This is a genomic window from Mucilaginibacter gracilis (genome assembly GCF_003633615.1).
GTDB classification, from domain to species: domain Bacteria; phylum Bacteroidota; class Bacteroidia; order Sphingobacteriales; family Sphingobacteriaceae; genus Mucilaginibacter; species Mucilaginibacter gracilis.
Genome location: NZ_RBKU01000001.1, coordinates 135,177 through 148,864, shown reverse-complemented (window position 1 = coordinate 148,864; position 13,688 = coordinate 135,177). Strand labels below are relative to the sequence as shown.

15 protein-coding genes are annotated in these 13,688 nt (G+C 41.6%); 5 read left to right on the top strand and 10 right to left on the bottom strand.

The window, feature by feature from the left end; genetic code table 11:
- The first annotated feature begins 150 nt into the window (after window positions 1-150).
- From rpsF to mtgA, 4 genes are all read left to right on the top strand, one after another.
- Window positions 151-516, top strand: coding sequence for a 30S ribosomal protein S6 (gene rpsF, locus BDD43_RS00585; protein WP_121195667.1), 366 nt, complete (start codon window positions 151-153; stop codon window positions 514-516).
- Complete coding sequence (gene rpsR / locus BDD43_RS00580; RefSeq protein ID WP_008505994.1) at window positions 516-779, top strand: 30S ribosomal protein S18; 264 nt, start codon at window positions 516-518, stop codon at window positions 777-779. The genes rpsF and rpsR overlap by 1 nt, the downstream gene beginning before the upstream one ends.
- 16 nt (window positions 780-795) lie before the next feature.
- Complete coding sequence (rplI, locus tag BDD43_RS00575; RefSeq protein WP_121195665.1) at window positions 796-1,239, top strand: 50S ribosomal protein L9; 444 nt, start codon at window positions 796-798, stop codon at window positions 1,237-1,239.
- 89 nt (window positions 1,240-1,328) lie between these two features.
- Entirely contained in the window at window positions 1,329-2,027 is a 699-nt protein-coding gene (gene mtgA, locus BDD43_RS00570; RefSeq protein WP_121195664.1) for a monofunctional biosynthetic peptidoglycan transglycosylase, read from the top strand.
- A gap of 244 nt (window positions 2,028-2,271) precedes the next feature.
- Here the strand turns inward: mtgA and BDD43_RS00565 are convergent, their stop codons facing one another.
- From BDD43_RS00565 to BDD43_RS00555, 3 genes are all read right to left on the bottom strand, one after another.
- Window positions 2,272-2,898 carry a YdeI/OmpD-associated family protein gene (locus tag BDD43_RS00565; protein WP_121195662.1) on the bottom strand — a complete coding sequence of 209 codons (627 nt, stop codon included), beginning with the start codon at window positions 2,896-2,898 and terminating at the stop codon, window positions 2,272-2,274.
- 64 nt (window positions 2,899-2,962) lie between these two features.
- Window positions 2,963-3,253 (bottom strand): YciI family protein, encoded by a 291-nt coding sequence (locus BDD43_RS00560; protein ID WP_121195661.1) that lies wholly within the window; start codon window positions 3,251-3,253, stop codon window positions 2,963-2,965.
- The gene (locus BDD43_RS00555) at window positions 3,253-3,741 is read right to left on the bottom strand and encodes a pepsin/retropepsin-like aspartic protease family protein (protein WP_121195659.1); all 489 of its coding nucleotides are present in this window, start codon (window positions 3,739-3,741) and stop codon (window positions 3,253-3,255) included. Before BDD43_RS00555 ends, BDD43_RS00560 begins: the two co-directional genes overlap by 1 nt.
- A gap of 146 nt (window positions 3,742-3,887) precedes the next feature.
- On the opposite strand from BDD43_RS00555, the gene BDD43_RS00550 reads away from it, so the two are divergent.
- Window positions 3,888-4,274 carry a hypothetical protein gene (locus BDD43_RS00550; protein ID WP_147425535.1) on the top strand — a complete coding sequence of 129 codons (387 nt, stop codon included), beginning with the start codon at window positions 3,888-3,890 and terminating at the stop codon, window positions 4,272-4,274.
- A gap of 9 nt (window positions 4,275-4,283) precedes the next feature.
- On the opposite strand, the gene BDD43_RS00545 is transcribed toward BDD43_RS00550, so the two are convergent.
- The 7 genes from BDD43_RS00545 to BDD43_RS00515 form a co-directional block, all read right to left on the bottom strand.
- Window positions 4,284-4,841 (bottom strand): arylesterase, encoded by a 558-nt coding sequence (locus BDD43_RS00545; protein ID WP_121195656.1) that lies wholly within the window; start codon window positions 4,839-4,841, stop codon window positions 4,284-4,286.
- A 142-nt stretch (window positions 4,842-4,983) separates the two neighbouring features.
- Window positions 4,984-8,118 carry an efflux RND transporter permease subunit gene (locus BDD43_RS00540; RefSeq protein WP_121195655.1) on the bottom strand — a complete coding sequence of 1,045 codons (3,135 nt, stop codon included), beginning with the start codon at window positions 8,116-8,118 and terminating at the stop codon, window positions 4,984-4,986.
- Window positions 8,119-8,175: 57 nt separating this feature from the next.
- Window positions 8,176-9,279, bottom strand: coding sequence for an efflux RND transporter periplasmic adaptor subunit (locus BDD43_RS00535; protein ID WP_246001372.1), 1,104 nt, complete (start codon window positions 9,277-9,279; stop codon window positions 8,176-8,178).
- Between the two features lie 25 nt (window positions 9,280-9,304).
- Window positions 9,305-10,573 carry a TolC family protein gene (locus tag BDD43_RS00530; RefSeq protein WP_121195653.1) on the bottom strand — a complete coding sequence of 423 codons (1,269 nt, stop codon included), beginning with the start codon at window positions 10,571-10,573 and terminating at the stop codon, window positions 9,305-9,307.
- Window positions 10,574-10,643: 70 nt separating this feature from the next.
- Window positions 10,644-12,008 (bottom strand): sensor histidine kinase, encoded by a 1,365-nt coding sequence (locus BDD43_RS00525; RefSeq protein ID WP_121195652.1) that lies wholly within the window; start codon window positions 12,006-12,008, stop codon window positions 10,644-10,646.
- 5 nt (window positions 12,009-12,013) lie between these two features.
- Complete coding sequence (locus tag BDD43_RS00520) at window positions 12,014-12,685, bottom strand: response regulator transcription factor (protein WP_121195650.1); 672 nt, start codon at window positions 12,683-12,685, stop codon at window positions 12,014-12,016.
- Window positions 12,686-12,877: 192 nt separating this feature from the next.
- A complete protein-coding gene (locus BDD43_RS00515) occupies window positions 12,878-13,663 on the bottom strand; it encodes a (Fe-S)-binding protein (RefSeq protein ID WP_394339619.1) in 786 nt (261 codons plus the stop codon).
- Window positions 13,664-13,688 lie beyond the last annotated feature (25 nt).

Sequence of the window (13,688 nt, the reverse complement as noted above, 5' to 3'; positions counted from 1 at the left end):
AATTGTCTTTGTTTATTAGGTGTGTTTAAGGCGATGGGGCCTCTTAATCCCCATCGCTTTTTTTGTTTATAAAGGTTTTGAAACCTAAGTAATTATACCTACATTTGCATCCCGCTTTAAAAGCGGTAAACATTAAAAATCAAAGTTTAAATGCAACAGTACGAAACCGTGATCATTCTTACCCCGTTGTTGTCTATCGAGACTGCTAAAGAGGCCGTGGCCAAATTTACCAAGATCTTGACTGATAATGGAGCCGAAATTATCCAAGAGGATAATTGGGGTTTGAGAAAACTTGCGTACCCTATCGAAAAAAAGACTACAGGGTACTACCACCTAACTGAATTTAAGGCTCCGGGTGATTTAATTAATAAACTGGAGGTTGAATACAGAAGGGATGAGCGTGTAATGCGTTTCCTTACTATCGCCCTTGACAAACATGCAACTGCTTATAACGACAAAAAACGTAGCGGTGCATTTAACCAAAAGAAACCTAAAACCGAGGAGGCAGCAAAGTAATGGCAAAAGATCAAATCCAATACGTTACCGCTCCCAAAGTGGAGGATAACCGTAAAAAATACTGCCGTTTTAAGAAAAACGGAATTAAGTATATTGACTACAAAGACGCAAACTTTTTATTGAAGTTTATTAACGACCAAGGTAAATTATTACCACGCCGTTTAACAGGTACTTCTTTAAAATTTCAGCGCAAGGTGGCCCAAGCTGTAAAACGCTCACGCCACATTGGTTTATTACCTTATGTTACTGACTCGTTAAAATAATAAGGGAGGATAAAAAATGGAAGTTATTTTAAAACAAGATATCAAAAACCTCGGCGAGAAAGACGATGTAGTAAATGTAAAACCAGGTTATGGCCGTAATTTCCTGATTCCTCAGGGATTTGCCATATTGGCAACAACTTCATCACGCAAGGTATTAGCTGAGAACCTTAAACAAGCTCAGTTTAAACAAGAAAAAATACGCAAAGATGCAGATGCAATTGCAACCCGTTTAGAAGGTGTAACCCTTACTATTGGTGCAAAAGCTGGCGAAACAGGCAAAATTTTCGGTTCAATCAACACTATCCAGATAGCTGATGCATTGAAGAAAGAAGGTTTTGAGGTTGACCGTCGTCGCATTACATTTGATGCTGAACCTAAATTTGTTGGTGATTACACCGCAAACTTAAACTTACACAAAGAAGTTAAAGTTAAGGTTCCGTTCACAGTAGTGGCAGAGTAATCTTTAAGCTCCCTGGGGGCAAAAAAGGTAATAAATTATTTAAAGGTATTTGGCTTAGGCTAAATACCTTTTTTTATTTTTGCTAAAGCATGAAAATTAAATCGGGCGTTGTAAGGCTCATACTCCGCATAGTTAAATTAGCGTTTATCCTGTTTGTAGGCATCAGTTTGTTTTGGGTAATACTATACCGCTTTGTAAACCCACCGGTAACCTGGCTAATGGTAACCCGCGGTTTTGAACGCAAAAGCGATGGCAAGGATTGGAAAATAGATAAAAAATGGACCAAATTTGATAGCATTGCCGACCCTATGAAGCGTGCCGCCGTTGCCGCCGAAGATCAGTTATTTTTAGAGCATCATGGGTTTGATTTTAAGGCCATTGAAAAGGCCATAGATAAAAATGAGCACAGCAAAAAGCTAATTGGTGGCAGTACCATATCGCAGCAAACGGCTAAAAATGTTTTTTTATGGCCAGGTCGGTCGTACATACGTAAGGCTTTTGAGGCTTGGTTTACATTGCTGATAGAGGCGTTTTGGAGTAAGCAACGTATTATGGAAGTTTACCTCAACGAAATTGAAATGGGCGACGGTATTTATGGCGTTGGTGCTGCTTCGCAAGCATATTTCCATAAACCGGCATCACAACTTACCAAATCTCAAGCGGCTCTTATTGCGGCTTGTTTTCCAAATCCGTTAAAGTGGTCGCCGGCAGCACCCGATAATTACATTTTGCACCGCAAGTATCTAATTATGAAAAATATGCGCAGGTTAGGGCCATTGGATTTTTAAAGTGTTTTGTGGATTGCAAATCCACTGTTATTTGGGTCGGGATTATAAATCCCGACCAACGGGGGGTTTATACAGTCAGAAAAAAACTATTATCAGCAGCACCAAACTTATTACAATAATTTAAGAGCTTTAGGCTTAGAGTATCAGGATTTAAATTACAATAACGCACTTCCTTTTTTATTAATGCTGCCAGCAGCATTAAACTTATAGTGTAAATTACGCGGCGATGCTATTCGCTTTTGAGTTAACTGTGATACTTCCAGTGCCGGCTTTTTCCTTCGGCTATCCATTCTATGGCTGTGGCTATTCGCTTTGAGCGCGTAGCTTCCGATTTTGTATCGGCAAACCACTCTAAATATTCACGCTGTTTTGAAGGGCTAAATTTACTAAAATGCTCGTCGGCTGCCGGGTTGGCGTCAAGTGCGGTTAAAAACTCTTCGGGTACGGGTATTTCTTTTTTTATTGCGGTGGCTGGTTTCTCTTGCTTTATTTTCATGCCGCCTTTCTCACCGTTGGTATTTAGTTGTATGGCTTCCTGAATGTACGCAATCAGTATGTCGTCGGCAGGCAGGTCGCTCAGGCTGTATATACGGCCAAAACTACCCGCAGATGCTTCTTCGCCGTTGTTTAATACTTGATGAGGATCGGATAGGCGGCTGGCTTTCCAAAAGCCAAAACCGCAATGCTGCTTAAAAGCTGCCATTTGGCAAACCGTTCCTTGATAGTCGAAAAACGGCATGCCCCATTTTATGGTTTCGGTTATACCGGGACGCGCCTTGTGTACTATATTGCGGATATGATTAAGAATGGGTTTTGCAAAATCGGCAGATTTTGCAATGTAAGCATCAACACGAGGGTCAAAGGGTTCCATAAAGCTAATTTAATATTTAGCTTTTAAGTTTCACATAGTTTTATTGATCTTTTTCTGTATACAATTAGCTGCCAAGCAATCCCTTTAGCTCGGCATGATATTGTGAGGTGAGGAAGTGTGTAACCGTGTACTCGGCCAGCTCATGTTTTGTAAACGGGTCTTCGCTCATTATTTGAGTTATGGCGTCAAGGTTGTCGGCTAAAGCCAATATAATTCCTCCGGTACGGGGCACCTTACGGCCCGATGCTACAAAGGTGCCGTTTTTATAATACTTGCGCAAAAATTTAACATGGTCGGCCATATGCTGATCCAGCTCTTCCAGCGGAACAATATAGTTTAAATCGATAATGAACATTAAGCTACAACCAAATCGCCAAATACTTGTTTGTGCCAACTGTTTTTATAAGGCACTTCCCATTTGGTTGCTAAATCGCCCAACTTGTTTACCAGGTTGTTAAACACAGTGGTATCGGTATTGATAATACCTTGCTTAATTAATTCTTCAAATTCGGCACGGGTTGCGGTAGTTATATTGCCGTTGGCGGTACGGTAAGCAGTATTAAACCTGTCGAACAAGTTAATATTAAACTCTTGCTCCAACTTTTTCATTAACGCTACCGATTTATCAATAGAGCAACCCGAAGCACCGGTTTGGCTTTCGTCAACCGTTAAAATAATAAAGCGGTTGTAACGTACTTCGGCTTTGGCTTTAAGTAGGTTGTTGTGGGCCGTCCAATCTACTGTAAACTCATTCAATATACGTTCTGTAAGTGCCAGTTCGGCAGGGTTAAGTTCTCGGTTAGACTGGTATATCCAGATGCGCGAATTTTCAGAAAAGTTCATAAGCAAAAATAAACAATTATTAACTTAGCCGGTGGATATGTGCTGTCATGATTTTATCAATTATTAAACCAATTAATCGCCAGTTTATTACACTGCTTGCAATTGCGTTTGCATTAGTATTATGTTGCTTTAAAAGCAGTGTGTTTATGGATACAAAGGAGGCCTTAACTTATAGTAACCGGTGTTTAAACCAATGTTATAACCCTACTGGCGAGCCAAAGTTAAAAAAGTGGGAACTGAGTGTTACCGAAGATTTATTTGTGCGGCTGCGTAAAACCTACCTGGGCGGCAAGCAAGAATATTATTCGTTCCGTATGAAACGCTTTAACGATTTGGACTATAGCGGCACCGTCGCCGCTGGTATTTTGCAATTAAAAACTGACACCGATAACATTATCCAGCAAACTTATAACGACCCCAAAGGTAATGAGGATAATATGGTGCAGGTTTTAAGTCTTCCGGTAAAAAATATGGAACCCGAGCGCCTTGATAGTTTACGAACGGCCCTATTGTTTTTAAGGAACCAAAAGTAGTTTTTTGCTTTAAACCATCAATCCGCGCAAAACAGGCCAAACGTTGTCGGCTATAATACGGTAACCCTCGGCAGTGGGGTGTATGCGGTCGGCAAGGTTTAGGTGGCGTATGCCCACCACGTCTTTTAAAAAAAATGGCACAAAAGCAGTTTGGTTTATTGTAGCCAGTTCCCGGTATACGGCTAAAAACTGCTCGGCAAAACCGGCGGCCATTAGTATGGGTATTTCCATACCCATTAATGCTATTTTTACCTGTGGGTATTTTGTTTTTACTTTGGTGATAATAGCCTGCAAATTTTTTGATGTAACCTGTGGTGTAATACCGCGCATCACATCGTTAATGCCCAATTCCAACACAAAAATATCAATGGGCTGGCTTAACCAATAGTCTATCCGGCTCAAGCCGCCTACCGATGTATCTCCGCTTACACCGGCATTCAATATCCTATAGTTTAAGTTTTCGATATTTATTTTTTGCTGGATAAGTGCCGGAAACGATTGGTTTACAGCATCGCTCAAACCATAACCGGCTGTTAAACTATCGCCAAAAAAGAGAATGTTTTTCATATTTATATGTGCTGTATAACGTTGCTTGCGTAAATGTGTTTTATACCCACATAATTTACAGCTAAAGGCTTAAAACAACAAACCCCCGTTTTTTAAACGAGGGCTTAGTTGCTTATTAAAGGGGAAAAATCAAGGGTGTATGTTAGCTAACCGCGCCTATTTTTTTAAGCAGTTTGCGGTTTTCGCGATAGTGTATTAATTTGTAAACCATAGCGTAAATAACCGGCAATATTAACAGGGTTAATATGGTACAGGTAACTAAGCCGCCAATTACTACAATGGCTAATGGTTTTTGCGTTTCGCTGCCAATACCGGTTGATACAGCAGCAGGCATTAAACCAATGGCCGCCATTAAGGCCGTCATGACTACGGGGCGCACACGCGATATTACGCCTTGCAGTATGGCTTCGTCAAGCGGCATGCGGTCTTCCAGGTTTTTCTTAAATACCGAGATGAGGATTACGCCGTTTTGGATACAAACACCAAATAAGGCAATGAAGCCAATACCCGCCGAAATACTAAAGTTGGTATGTGTAATATGCAAAGCCAGTATACCGCCAATTAAGGCAAATGGCACATTTAAAATTACAAGCGTTGCATCTTTAGCATTGCCAAACGTGATGAAAAGGATAAGGAATATAACCAGCAAACAAATAGGTACTACGCGTGCCAGTGTTTTTGATGCCCTTATCTGGTTTTCAAATTCGCCATTCCAGGTAAACGAGTAGCCATGATCTAATGTTACCGCGGCGTTTACCTTTTGCTGCGCCTCGGCTATGGTGCTGCCCAAATCGCGGCCACGTACCGAAAACTTAACCGCTATGTAACGCATATTGTTATCGCGGTAAATAAATGCGGGGCCGGTAAGCCGTGTAATGGTTGATATTTCTTTAATCGCAATTTTCGATCCGCTCATTGTAGGGATCATCAGGTTCTCGATTTTTGATTCGGTATTACGGAAATCCTTTTGATAGCGGATGCGCACATCAAATTTACGCTCCTCCTCAAATAATTCGGTTGCGGCTTTACCGCCAATAGCCATTTCAATTACTGCGTTGGCATCGGCTGTGGCTACGCCGTAAAGTGCCATTTTTCGCTGGTCAAGCTCTATCCTAAACTCGGGCTGGCCTAAGTTGCGCAATACACCCAAATCTTCTACACCCTGTACGTGTTTTAAAACATTCATTACCGAATCGGCCTTATGATCGAGCACCTTAAAATCGGGCCCGAATATTTTTACCGCCATTGATGCCGGCACGCCTGCCACAGCTTCGGCAACGTTATCAATAATAGGTTGCGAGTAATTATAAATTATCCCGGGGAACTGACTTAGCTTTTTATCCATATCAGCTATCAATTCTTCCTGGGTAATATTGCGCTTCCATTCTTTCTTTGGCAACAGGTCAACCTGTATCTGCACGTTAAAAAATCCCTTAGGGTCGGTACCGTCATTGGTTCGGCCTACTTGCGATAAGGTTTGTTTCACTTCGGGGAAGGTTGAAAGTATATCGCGCATTTTATTGGTAATGTTTACCGAGCTTTCCAGCGATGTACTCATGGGCAACTGTGCGGTAACCCAAAGCGCACCTTCGTTTAACTGAGGTAAAAACTCGGAGCCCAAAAACTTAGCCGAAAAAAATGATACAGCCATAAAAGCTATAGCTACCAGTAAACTTAACTTTTGGTGCAGGTAAGTGTAGTTAAACAACTTGCGGATACCGTTCTCAAAAAACAGCACTACTACGTTGTGTTTTTCCCTCACGTTTTTGCGCAACAATATGCTTGATAACGCAGGCACCAACGTTAGTGTAAATATTAGCGCGCCCAACAAAGCAAAACCTAAAGTGTAAGCCAGTGGCGAAAACATTTTACCCTCCACCTTTTGGAAAGCAAAAATTGGCACTAAACACGTTAATATAATTAGTTTGGAAAAAAAGATGGCCTTGCCCATTTCGGCACCAACGTTTTTAAATAAGCCCAGTTTGGCCAATTTGTTAAACTTTTCCATCCCTACCTCTTTGGCTTTATGGTCGAGCGCAACAAATATGCCTTCTACCATTACCACGGCGCCATCTATAATAATACCAAAATCTACGGCACCCATACTAAGCAGGTTGGCACTCATGCCTTTTAACCGCAAACACATAAAAGCAAACAGTAATGATAGCGGGATGATGATGGCAACTGTAAGCGTTGTGCGCCAATCGGCCATAAACAAAAATACAATTACGGTTACCAGTATTATACCTTCCAGCAGGTTGTGTATCACCGTTTCAGTACAAAAATCCATCAGGTTGGTACGGTCGTAAAAGGTATCAATTTTAACATCTTTTGGCAAAATGTTTTCGTTAAGGTCCTTTACTTTATCGCGTATCTTCTCTAATACTTCGGCGGGGTTTTCGCCTTTGCGCATCACTACAATGCCCTCAATAACATCGTTGTGCTTATCGCGCCCTACCTGCCCCAAACGTGGTAGGCCACTCTCTTTTACATCGGCAACGTCTTTAGCCAGTATAGGTACGTTATTTACGTTTTTGATGATGATGTTTTTAATTTCATCAATGTTATTGATTAAGCCTATACCACGTACCACGTAAGCCTGGTCGTTTTTTTCAATTACATCGCCACCTACGTTTATGTTACTGCGGCTGATACCATTGTAAATATCCAGCGAGGTTAAGCCATATTTTTGCAGCAGGGCCGGGTTTACGCTCACTTCATAATCTTTTTCCTCTCCGCCAAAGCTGTTTACATCGGCAACGCCGGGTAACGATTTAAACTGACGATCGAGCACCCAATCTTGTATAGCCGTTAATTCGTGAATGGATTTGGTGCGGCTTTTTAAAGTGTACCTAAAAATTTCGCCTGTTGGTCCGTACGGGGGTTCAACCTCTGGTTTTACGCCATCGGGCAAGTCGGCATTACCTAAGCGGCTCAATACCTGCTGGCGGGCAAAGGCATCGTCTACATCATCATCAAAAATAATGCGCACGTATGATAGCCCGAACGACGACGTAGTACGCAGGTTGGCCTTTTTTTGTACCGAGTTCAATACCGTTTCCATCGGTATGGTAATCATTTTTTCCACCTCCTCTGCACTACGGCCCGGCCATTGGGCTATAATAATTATTTGGGTGTTGGTTACATCCGGAAATGTTTCAATAGGTGTGTTGCTATAACTCCATACGCCAAGTACAACCAAAACGGCTGTCATGAAGAATACAAAGTAGCGGTGCCTTAACGAAAAATAGATAATATTTTTAATGAACTTATTCATTTGCTTGTTGCATTAGTCGGTAGTTATTACTACGGTTTAATTGTTAAATACTGCTCGTTAATCAGCAGTTAAGGCGTCGTAAAGCAATAGTTGATTTTTTGAGATCACTTTATCGCCTGGGTTTAAACCCGAAGCAATGTAAGTAACATCGTCAACGGTTTTTATTACGCTTACCTCGCGCACTTTTAAATCGCACTTGCTGTTGTACACTACCACAAAATTTTTGCTATTATCAAAAACAATAGCTTTAGCCGGTATTGCTACCGATTGCTTGTTCTCGTTATTGGTAATGGTTACGTTGGTAAACATTTGCGGTTTTAAAAGCATATCAGGGTTAGGCAGTGCAATTTTTATTTTCATTACCTTGTTATCGGGGTCTAAAACAGAACTTACTTCGTTAACCTTGCCCATAAATACCTTATCGGGATAAGCCAGCGTGGTAACTTTGGCAGTATAACCAACCTTAACCTTGCTTATGTCCGATTCAAAAACGTTGGCCCATATCCAAACATCTTTCATGTTCGAAATTGTGAACATGCTCCCGTTATTATCCTGACGGATAAAGCTACCCGATGTGATGTTTTTTTCGACAATGTAGCCATTTTGAGGTGCTTTAATAATTAGCATGCCATTTGCAGCGGTATTACCACCACCGTTAATGGTGAGTTGCGACTTTACTTTGTTGTTAGCCGCTACGGCTTTGTTATAATTTTCTTTAGCCTCGGTGTAATCCCTTTCGCTCGCTATGCCATTTTTATACAGGTATTCTGCCTGTTCCAGTTGCCGCTTTGTTACCGCCACGTCTGATTGTGTTGAAGATAGATCGGTGTAGTTGCCTGCAATATCGGCGCTGCGCATCATGGCCAGAGTTTGGCCTTTGCTCACCTTGTCGCCAAGCGATACTTTTACATCAATAACCTGCCCGCTACTAAACGGAAATACTTTTACCACGTTATTATCGTCGTTAGAAACCTCGCCCGATAAATTGAGTTCATCTTTCATCGACGTGGTTTTTGCCGTATCAACCGTTATCATTTTGGCCAGCGAATCGCTGATGCATACCTGCTTACTTTCGGTAGCTTGTGGTTTGTTATCTTTACAGGCCACAAAAAATATTGAGGCAAAAAGGCCAGGCAATATTAGTTTTGTTTTCATCATCATATATATTGGGTATTTGGAGGGCGTATTAAGGTTTAATTACGGTTGTGCCGGTTGCAAAATTTAAATCGGCAATTGCTTTTTGAAGGTTGTATTGCTGTTGCAGTATTTTGAGCTTGGTATCTTTATAAGTATCAAAAAAATCAACAAATTCTATCAGGCTTATCTGGCGTTCTTTAAAGCTTTTAAGCATGTTGGTAAACAGCAAATCGTACTGTTGGTTAAATTCGAGCTGCTGTGTCGAAAACAGTTGCTGGTTTAACTGGTATTGGTTAACCGCCGCAACTACATCATTTTTTAGTTTGCTTTCATTATCCTTCAGGGTGTTTTCCTGGCTCATCATACTATACCTGGCCGATTTGATGTTACCCTGGTTGCGGTTAAAAAATGGCAACGGTAAGCCAATTTGCAGGCCGTAATAGTTTTGGGCGTAACTGCTGTTTTTATCATACGATGCACCTATGGTAACATCGGGCACAGCAAGCGCCTTTTGATAGGCGAGGTTATGTTGCGCCGAAGTTAATTGGTACTGGTTGGATAGGTAGTCGGCACGGTTTGTTTTGGCTTGTTCTATCAACGCGCTTACATTCAAATCAACACTTTTATTGCTTGCATTATTAATAAGCGGGAAAACAAAGGCCGTTGCCGGTGCTTGTATCAATGTTTTTAATTCGGTTTGCAGGTCGTTTATTTGTCGGCTGTTTTCAACCATATCATTCTGCAAACCAAATAATAAGGCTTTGAGGCGTATCAGATCTTTCATAGACGTGTTACCGGCAGTAAACGATTTTTGAATAGCATCTACCAGGCTTTGTGCCGATGTAATTTCGTTTTGATAAACCTTTGCCTGCTCCAACAGGGTTGATAGCTGGCTAAAATCAAGCAACAGGTTATAACGCAGGTTGCGCATCAAATCGTTAAACTCGGCTTCCTGTACTTTGGCATTATCTTTAGCTATTTGTACTTGTTTGCCACGTTTGCCTGCGGTGGTGAAAACCTGGCTTAGTTGCAGGTACACCTGCCCCAGTCCTAAATCGGAGTTGTGGTAAAAAAACTTTTTGCTGCCGCCATCGTAAATATTTTGGTCGGTACTTAAAACGGGGTTATCCCAAAGTTTGGCCTGTGCTACCAGCGCGTTAGTTGATTCGACATTGTATTTTTGCGCCAGCAGGGCGAAGTTGTTTTGTAGGAATTGCTTTTCGGCATCCTGAAAGTTTAACCGGAGGGTATCTGTTTGTGCCGCGGCGGTAAATATGGGTATACAGAATAAAAACGTTACAGCAGATCTCAATCGCATAATATTAATTTTGGAATGGGCCAAAACTAATTGATACTTGCGGGCACCGTATTAGAACGAGATTAGAATTTTAACTATGATGTAAAAATTCTGTGGTAATTGTGGTTCCGGAACCTTCGGCAGATTGGATGTGAAGCGTGCCGTTAAATAGTTGCACTATTTTTTGGGTAACAAACAAGCCTATGCCGGTGCCGGCAAAATTGCGGGCGTTATAACTACGATAAAACGATTTTAAAACTTTACTGATATCTTCATCCGGTATGCCAATGCCCGAATCGATAACCTGTAAACGTATTAAAAACTGGTCGGCATAAAAATTACAGGTTACGGTTTTTTGGTCGGAAAATTTGAAGGCATTGCCTATGAGGTTGTTTAACGCAATAAACATGAGTTGCCTGTTTGCAGCAATGTTTAATAGCGATTGATCTGAAGGTAGGTTTAAGATGTTCACCTTAAACGAATCGAACCCGTACTTATTTGTCCAAAATTCATGTATATCCCACAAAAGCTCGTCCATTCGTACCGGCGTTAGCTCTGCGGCTGTATAATCCATATCAACCTGAGCCAGTTCCATTAAGCCGGATATGGTATCTCTTAACCTTTCCGATTCCTCTAACACCAACTGCAGGGTTTTTTCATTTTCTAACAAAGTCCGCTCTTTGCTAAGTGCAAATTCCACTTCGCCAATAATGCTGGTTATGGGTGTGCGTAATTCGTGCGAAGCATTGGCTACATACGTTTTTTGTAGCTCAAAAGCGTTTTCCAGATGTGCCAGCAGGCGGTTAAAGTTACGAGCAAGTTCGCTTAATTCGTCTTTGCCGTTACCTTCGTCAACCCGCACATTTAAGTTAGTGGCTTTAATAAGCTGCATTTGGTCAACAACTTTATTTATCGGCGAAAGCGCTTTTTCGGCCAGCCACCTGCTCATTAAAAATAGCATTGCACCCACCACAAAAAACAGAACGATAATGGTGTTGAGCATGATTTCCAAACGGTGATAACCTTCTATATCTGTTGCCGAAACGAGGATAACGAAATTACCCTGGTTATCTTTGTAATATATTCCAACTACTTGCCGGTTGAGATTATAGTATTGCAGATAACCGCGTTTCCTCACGGCTTCAATAGTTTTATTATCCCACGATTGCTGCACATCGGGGATAAAGGCTGCGCTGTTACGGCTATCATACAAGCGTACTACTTCGCCTGGCAGATTTTTAAGGTACCGTTTGCGTACCTGGCTTAACGAGTCGGGCGTAATTTCATCGGCTTCCAGGTAAAGCTGTGCGGCTACATCGGCACGGTCTTTTAAATGGGTATAAAAATCGGCCCGTATAAACGAGTAAAACGAAAAGTAGATTGAAAAAAGCACAACCAGTAATACGCCGGAGCCTATTAAAGCAAAATAAAGCGAAAGCCTGTTTTTTATTTTCACTTAACCTAAACTTTAAATATATAGCCTTTACCCACTACGGTGTGGATGTGTTTGGTAGCAAAGCCTTTTTCAACCTTGTTGCGCAGGTAGTTAACATATACATCAACCACGTTGGTGCCGGTATCAAATTCAATGCCCCATACCTTTTCGGCAATAATTTGCCTTGATAGTATTTTGTTGCTGTTGCGCATTAAAAGTTCAAGCAGTGCATACTCTTTTGTGGTGAGCGTTATTTTGTGGCCTGCGCGCTCAACGGTATTGCTGTTGGTATCTAAAGTTAAATCGCCCAGTGTAATAAGCGGATTAGTGTCTGTATTTTTTCGGCGTAACAAAGCCTCAATGCGCGCAATCAACTCCTTAAAGTGGAAGGGCTTCACCATATAATCGTCGGCACCGGTATTTAAGCCGTTTACTTTATCATTAATGCTGTCTAAAGCGGTAAGCATTAATATGGGGATGTTTTTATCTTTTTGGCGGATGTAGCGGCACACTTCAATGCCGTTTAAATAGGGCAGATTTACATCGAGTATAACCACATCGTAAGGCTTGTTTGCAAATTGCCTGATAGCTTCGGCACCATCGCCGCTAATATCTACCTCATAGTTGTTTTCCCGCAGTGCTTTTTCAATAAAAGCAGCCACCCGTTCTTCATCTTCAACTAAAAAAATTTGTACCATGTTAAGTATCATCAAATATATTGAATGTTGGATGATATTTGTTGGCAGGCGTAATGTTTAGCGTTACACAGCCATTGTTATTCATTATCGCTGGTTTAGCATTTTTAAGTTGCTATTCCCGCAAAAAAAATGCCCCCCGTTAATCAGACGGAGGGCAACACTTAACAAATCAAACAAACAACAATCTTTAATTTACAGGCCATTGGCGCGCACAGTAATTTCGGCAATATCAAGCACCTGTATCTCTTGTTCTTTTTCAAAGTGCTTTACCCCGTCGCGAAGCATGGTCATGCAAAACGGACAGGCGGCGGCAACAACAGTGGCATTGGTATCAATAACATCTTGTATACGTTCCACATTAATGTCTTTGTTGCCTTTCTCGGGCTCTTTAAACATTTGTGCGCCACCTGCGCCACAGCACAGGCCATTTGAGCGGCAGCGTTTCATTTCAACCAATTCGGTATCTAAAATCTCCAAAGCTTTGCGTGGTGCCTCGTAAACGCCGTTACCGCGGCCCAGATAGCAAGGATCATGATAGGTTATTTTTTTGCCCTTAAAGCTTTCGCCGCCTTCGGCTTTCAGTTTGCCTTCATCAATTAGTTGCTGTATCAGTTGGGTGTGGTGTATCACTTCGTAAGTACCGCCCAGGCCCGGATATTCGTTTTTTATAGTGTTGAAACAATGCGGGCAACCTGTAACTATTTTTTTTACGTTGTAGGCATTAAGCGTTTCAATGTTAACCATAGCCTGCATTTGAAACAAAAACTCGTTACCGGCACGCTTTGCAGGGTCGCCGGTACAGCTTTCTTCGGTGCCTAATACGGCATAGCTAATGCCCACATGTTGCAGTATTTTACAAATAGAGAGGGTGATTTTTTGGGCACGCTCATCAAAACTGCCTGCACAACCTACCCAAAATAAAATTTCGGGTTCTTTGCCTTCAGCTATCATGGCGGCCATTGTTGGTATTTGCTGCATGGTCATTTATACTTTCTATATAATT

What these genes read in the sequence shown, in the direction of transcription:
- BDD43_RS00565 (WP_121195662.1), bottom strand. Translation starts at nt 2,898, where the DNA reads ATGGAACCCTTTGACCCTCGTGTTGATGCTTACATTGCAAAATCTGCC.
- BDD43_RS00555 (WP_121195659.1), bottom strand. Translation starts at nt 3,741, where the DNA reads ATGAACTTTTCTGAAAATTCGCGCATCTGGATATACCAGTCTAACCGA.
- BDD43_RS00515 (WP_394339619.1), bottom strand. Translation starts at nt 13,663, where the DNA reads ATGCAGCAAATACCAACAATGGCCGCCATGATAGCTGAAGGCAAAGAA.
- BDD43_RS00560 (WP_121195661.1), bottom strand. Translation starts at nt 3,253, where the DNA reads ATGTTCATTATCGATTTAAACTATATTGTTCCGCTGGAAGAGCTGGAT.
- BDD43_RS00530 (WP_121195653.1), bottom strand. Translation starts at nt 10,573, where the DNA reads ATGCGATTGAGATCTGCTGTAACGTTTTTATTCTGTATACCCATATTT.
- BDD43_RS00540 (WP_121195655.1), bottom strand. Translation starts at nt 8,118, where the DNA reads ATGAATAAGTTCATTAAAAATATTATCTATTTTTCGTTAAGGCACCGC.
- mtgA (WP_121195664.1), top strand. Translation starts at nt 1,329, where the DNA reads ATGAAAATTAAATCGGGCGTTGTAAGGCTCATACTCCGCATAGTTAAA.
- BDD43_RS00535 (WP_246001372.1), bottom strand. Translation starts at nt 9,279, where the DNA reads ATGATGATGAAAACAAAACTAATATTGCCTGGCCTTTTTGCCTCAATA.
- BDD43_RS00520 (WP_121195650.1), bottom strand. Translation starts at nt 12,685, where the DNA reads ATGGTACAAATTTTTTTAGTTGAAGATGAAGAACGGGTGGCTGCTTTT.
- rpsR (WP_008505994.1), top strand. Translation starts at nt 516, where the DNA reads ATGGCAAAAGATCAAATCCAATACGTTACCGCTCCCAAAGTGGAGGAT.
- rplI (WP_121195665.1), top strand. Translation starts at nt 796, where the DNA reads ATGGAAGTTATTTTAAAACAAGATATCAAAAACCTCGGCGAGAAAGAC.
- BDD43_RS00550 (WP_147425535.1), top strand. Translation starts at nt 3,888, where the DNA reads ATGGATACAAAGGAGGCCTTAACTTATAGTAACCGGTGTTTAAACCAA.
- rpsF (WP_121195667.1), top strand. Translation starts at nt 151, where the DNA reads ATGCAACAGTACGAAACCGTGATCATTCTTACCCCGTTGTTGTCTATC.
- BDD43_RS00545 (WP_121195656.1), bottom strand. Translation starts at nt 4,841, where the DNA reads ATGAAAAACATTCTCTTTTTTGGCGATAGTTTAACAGCCGGTTATGGT.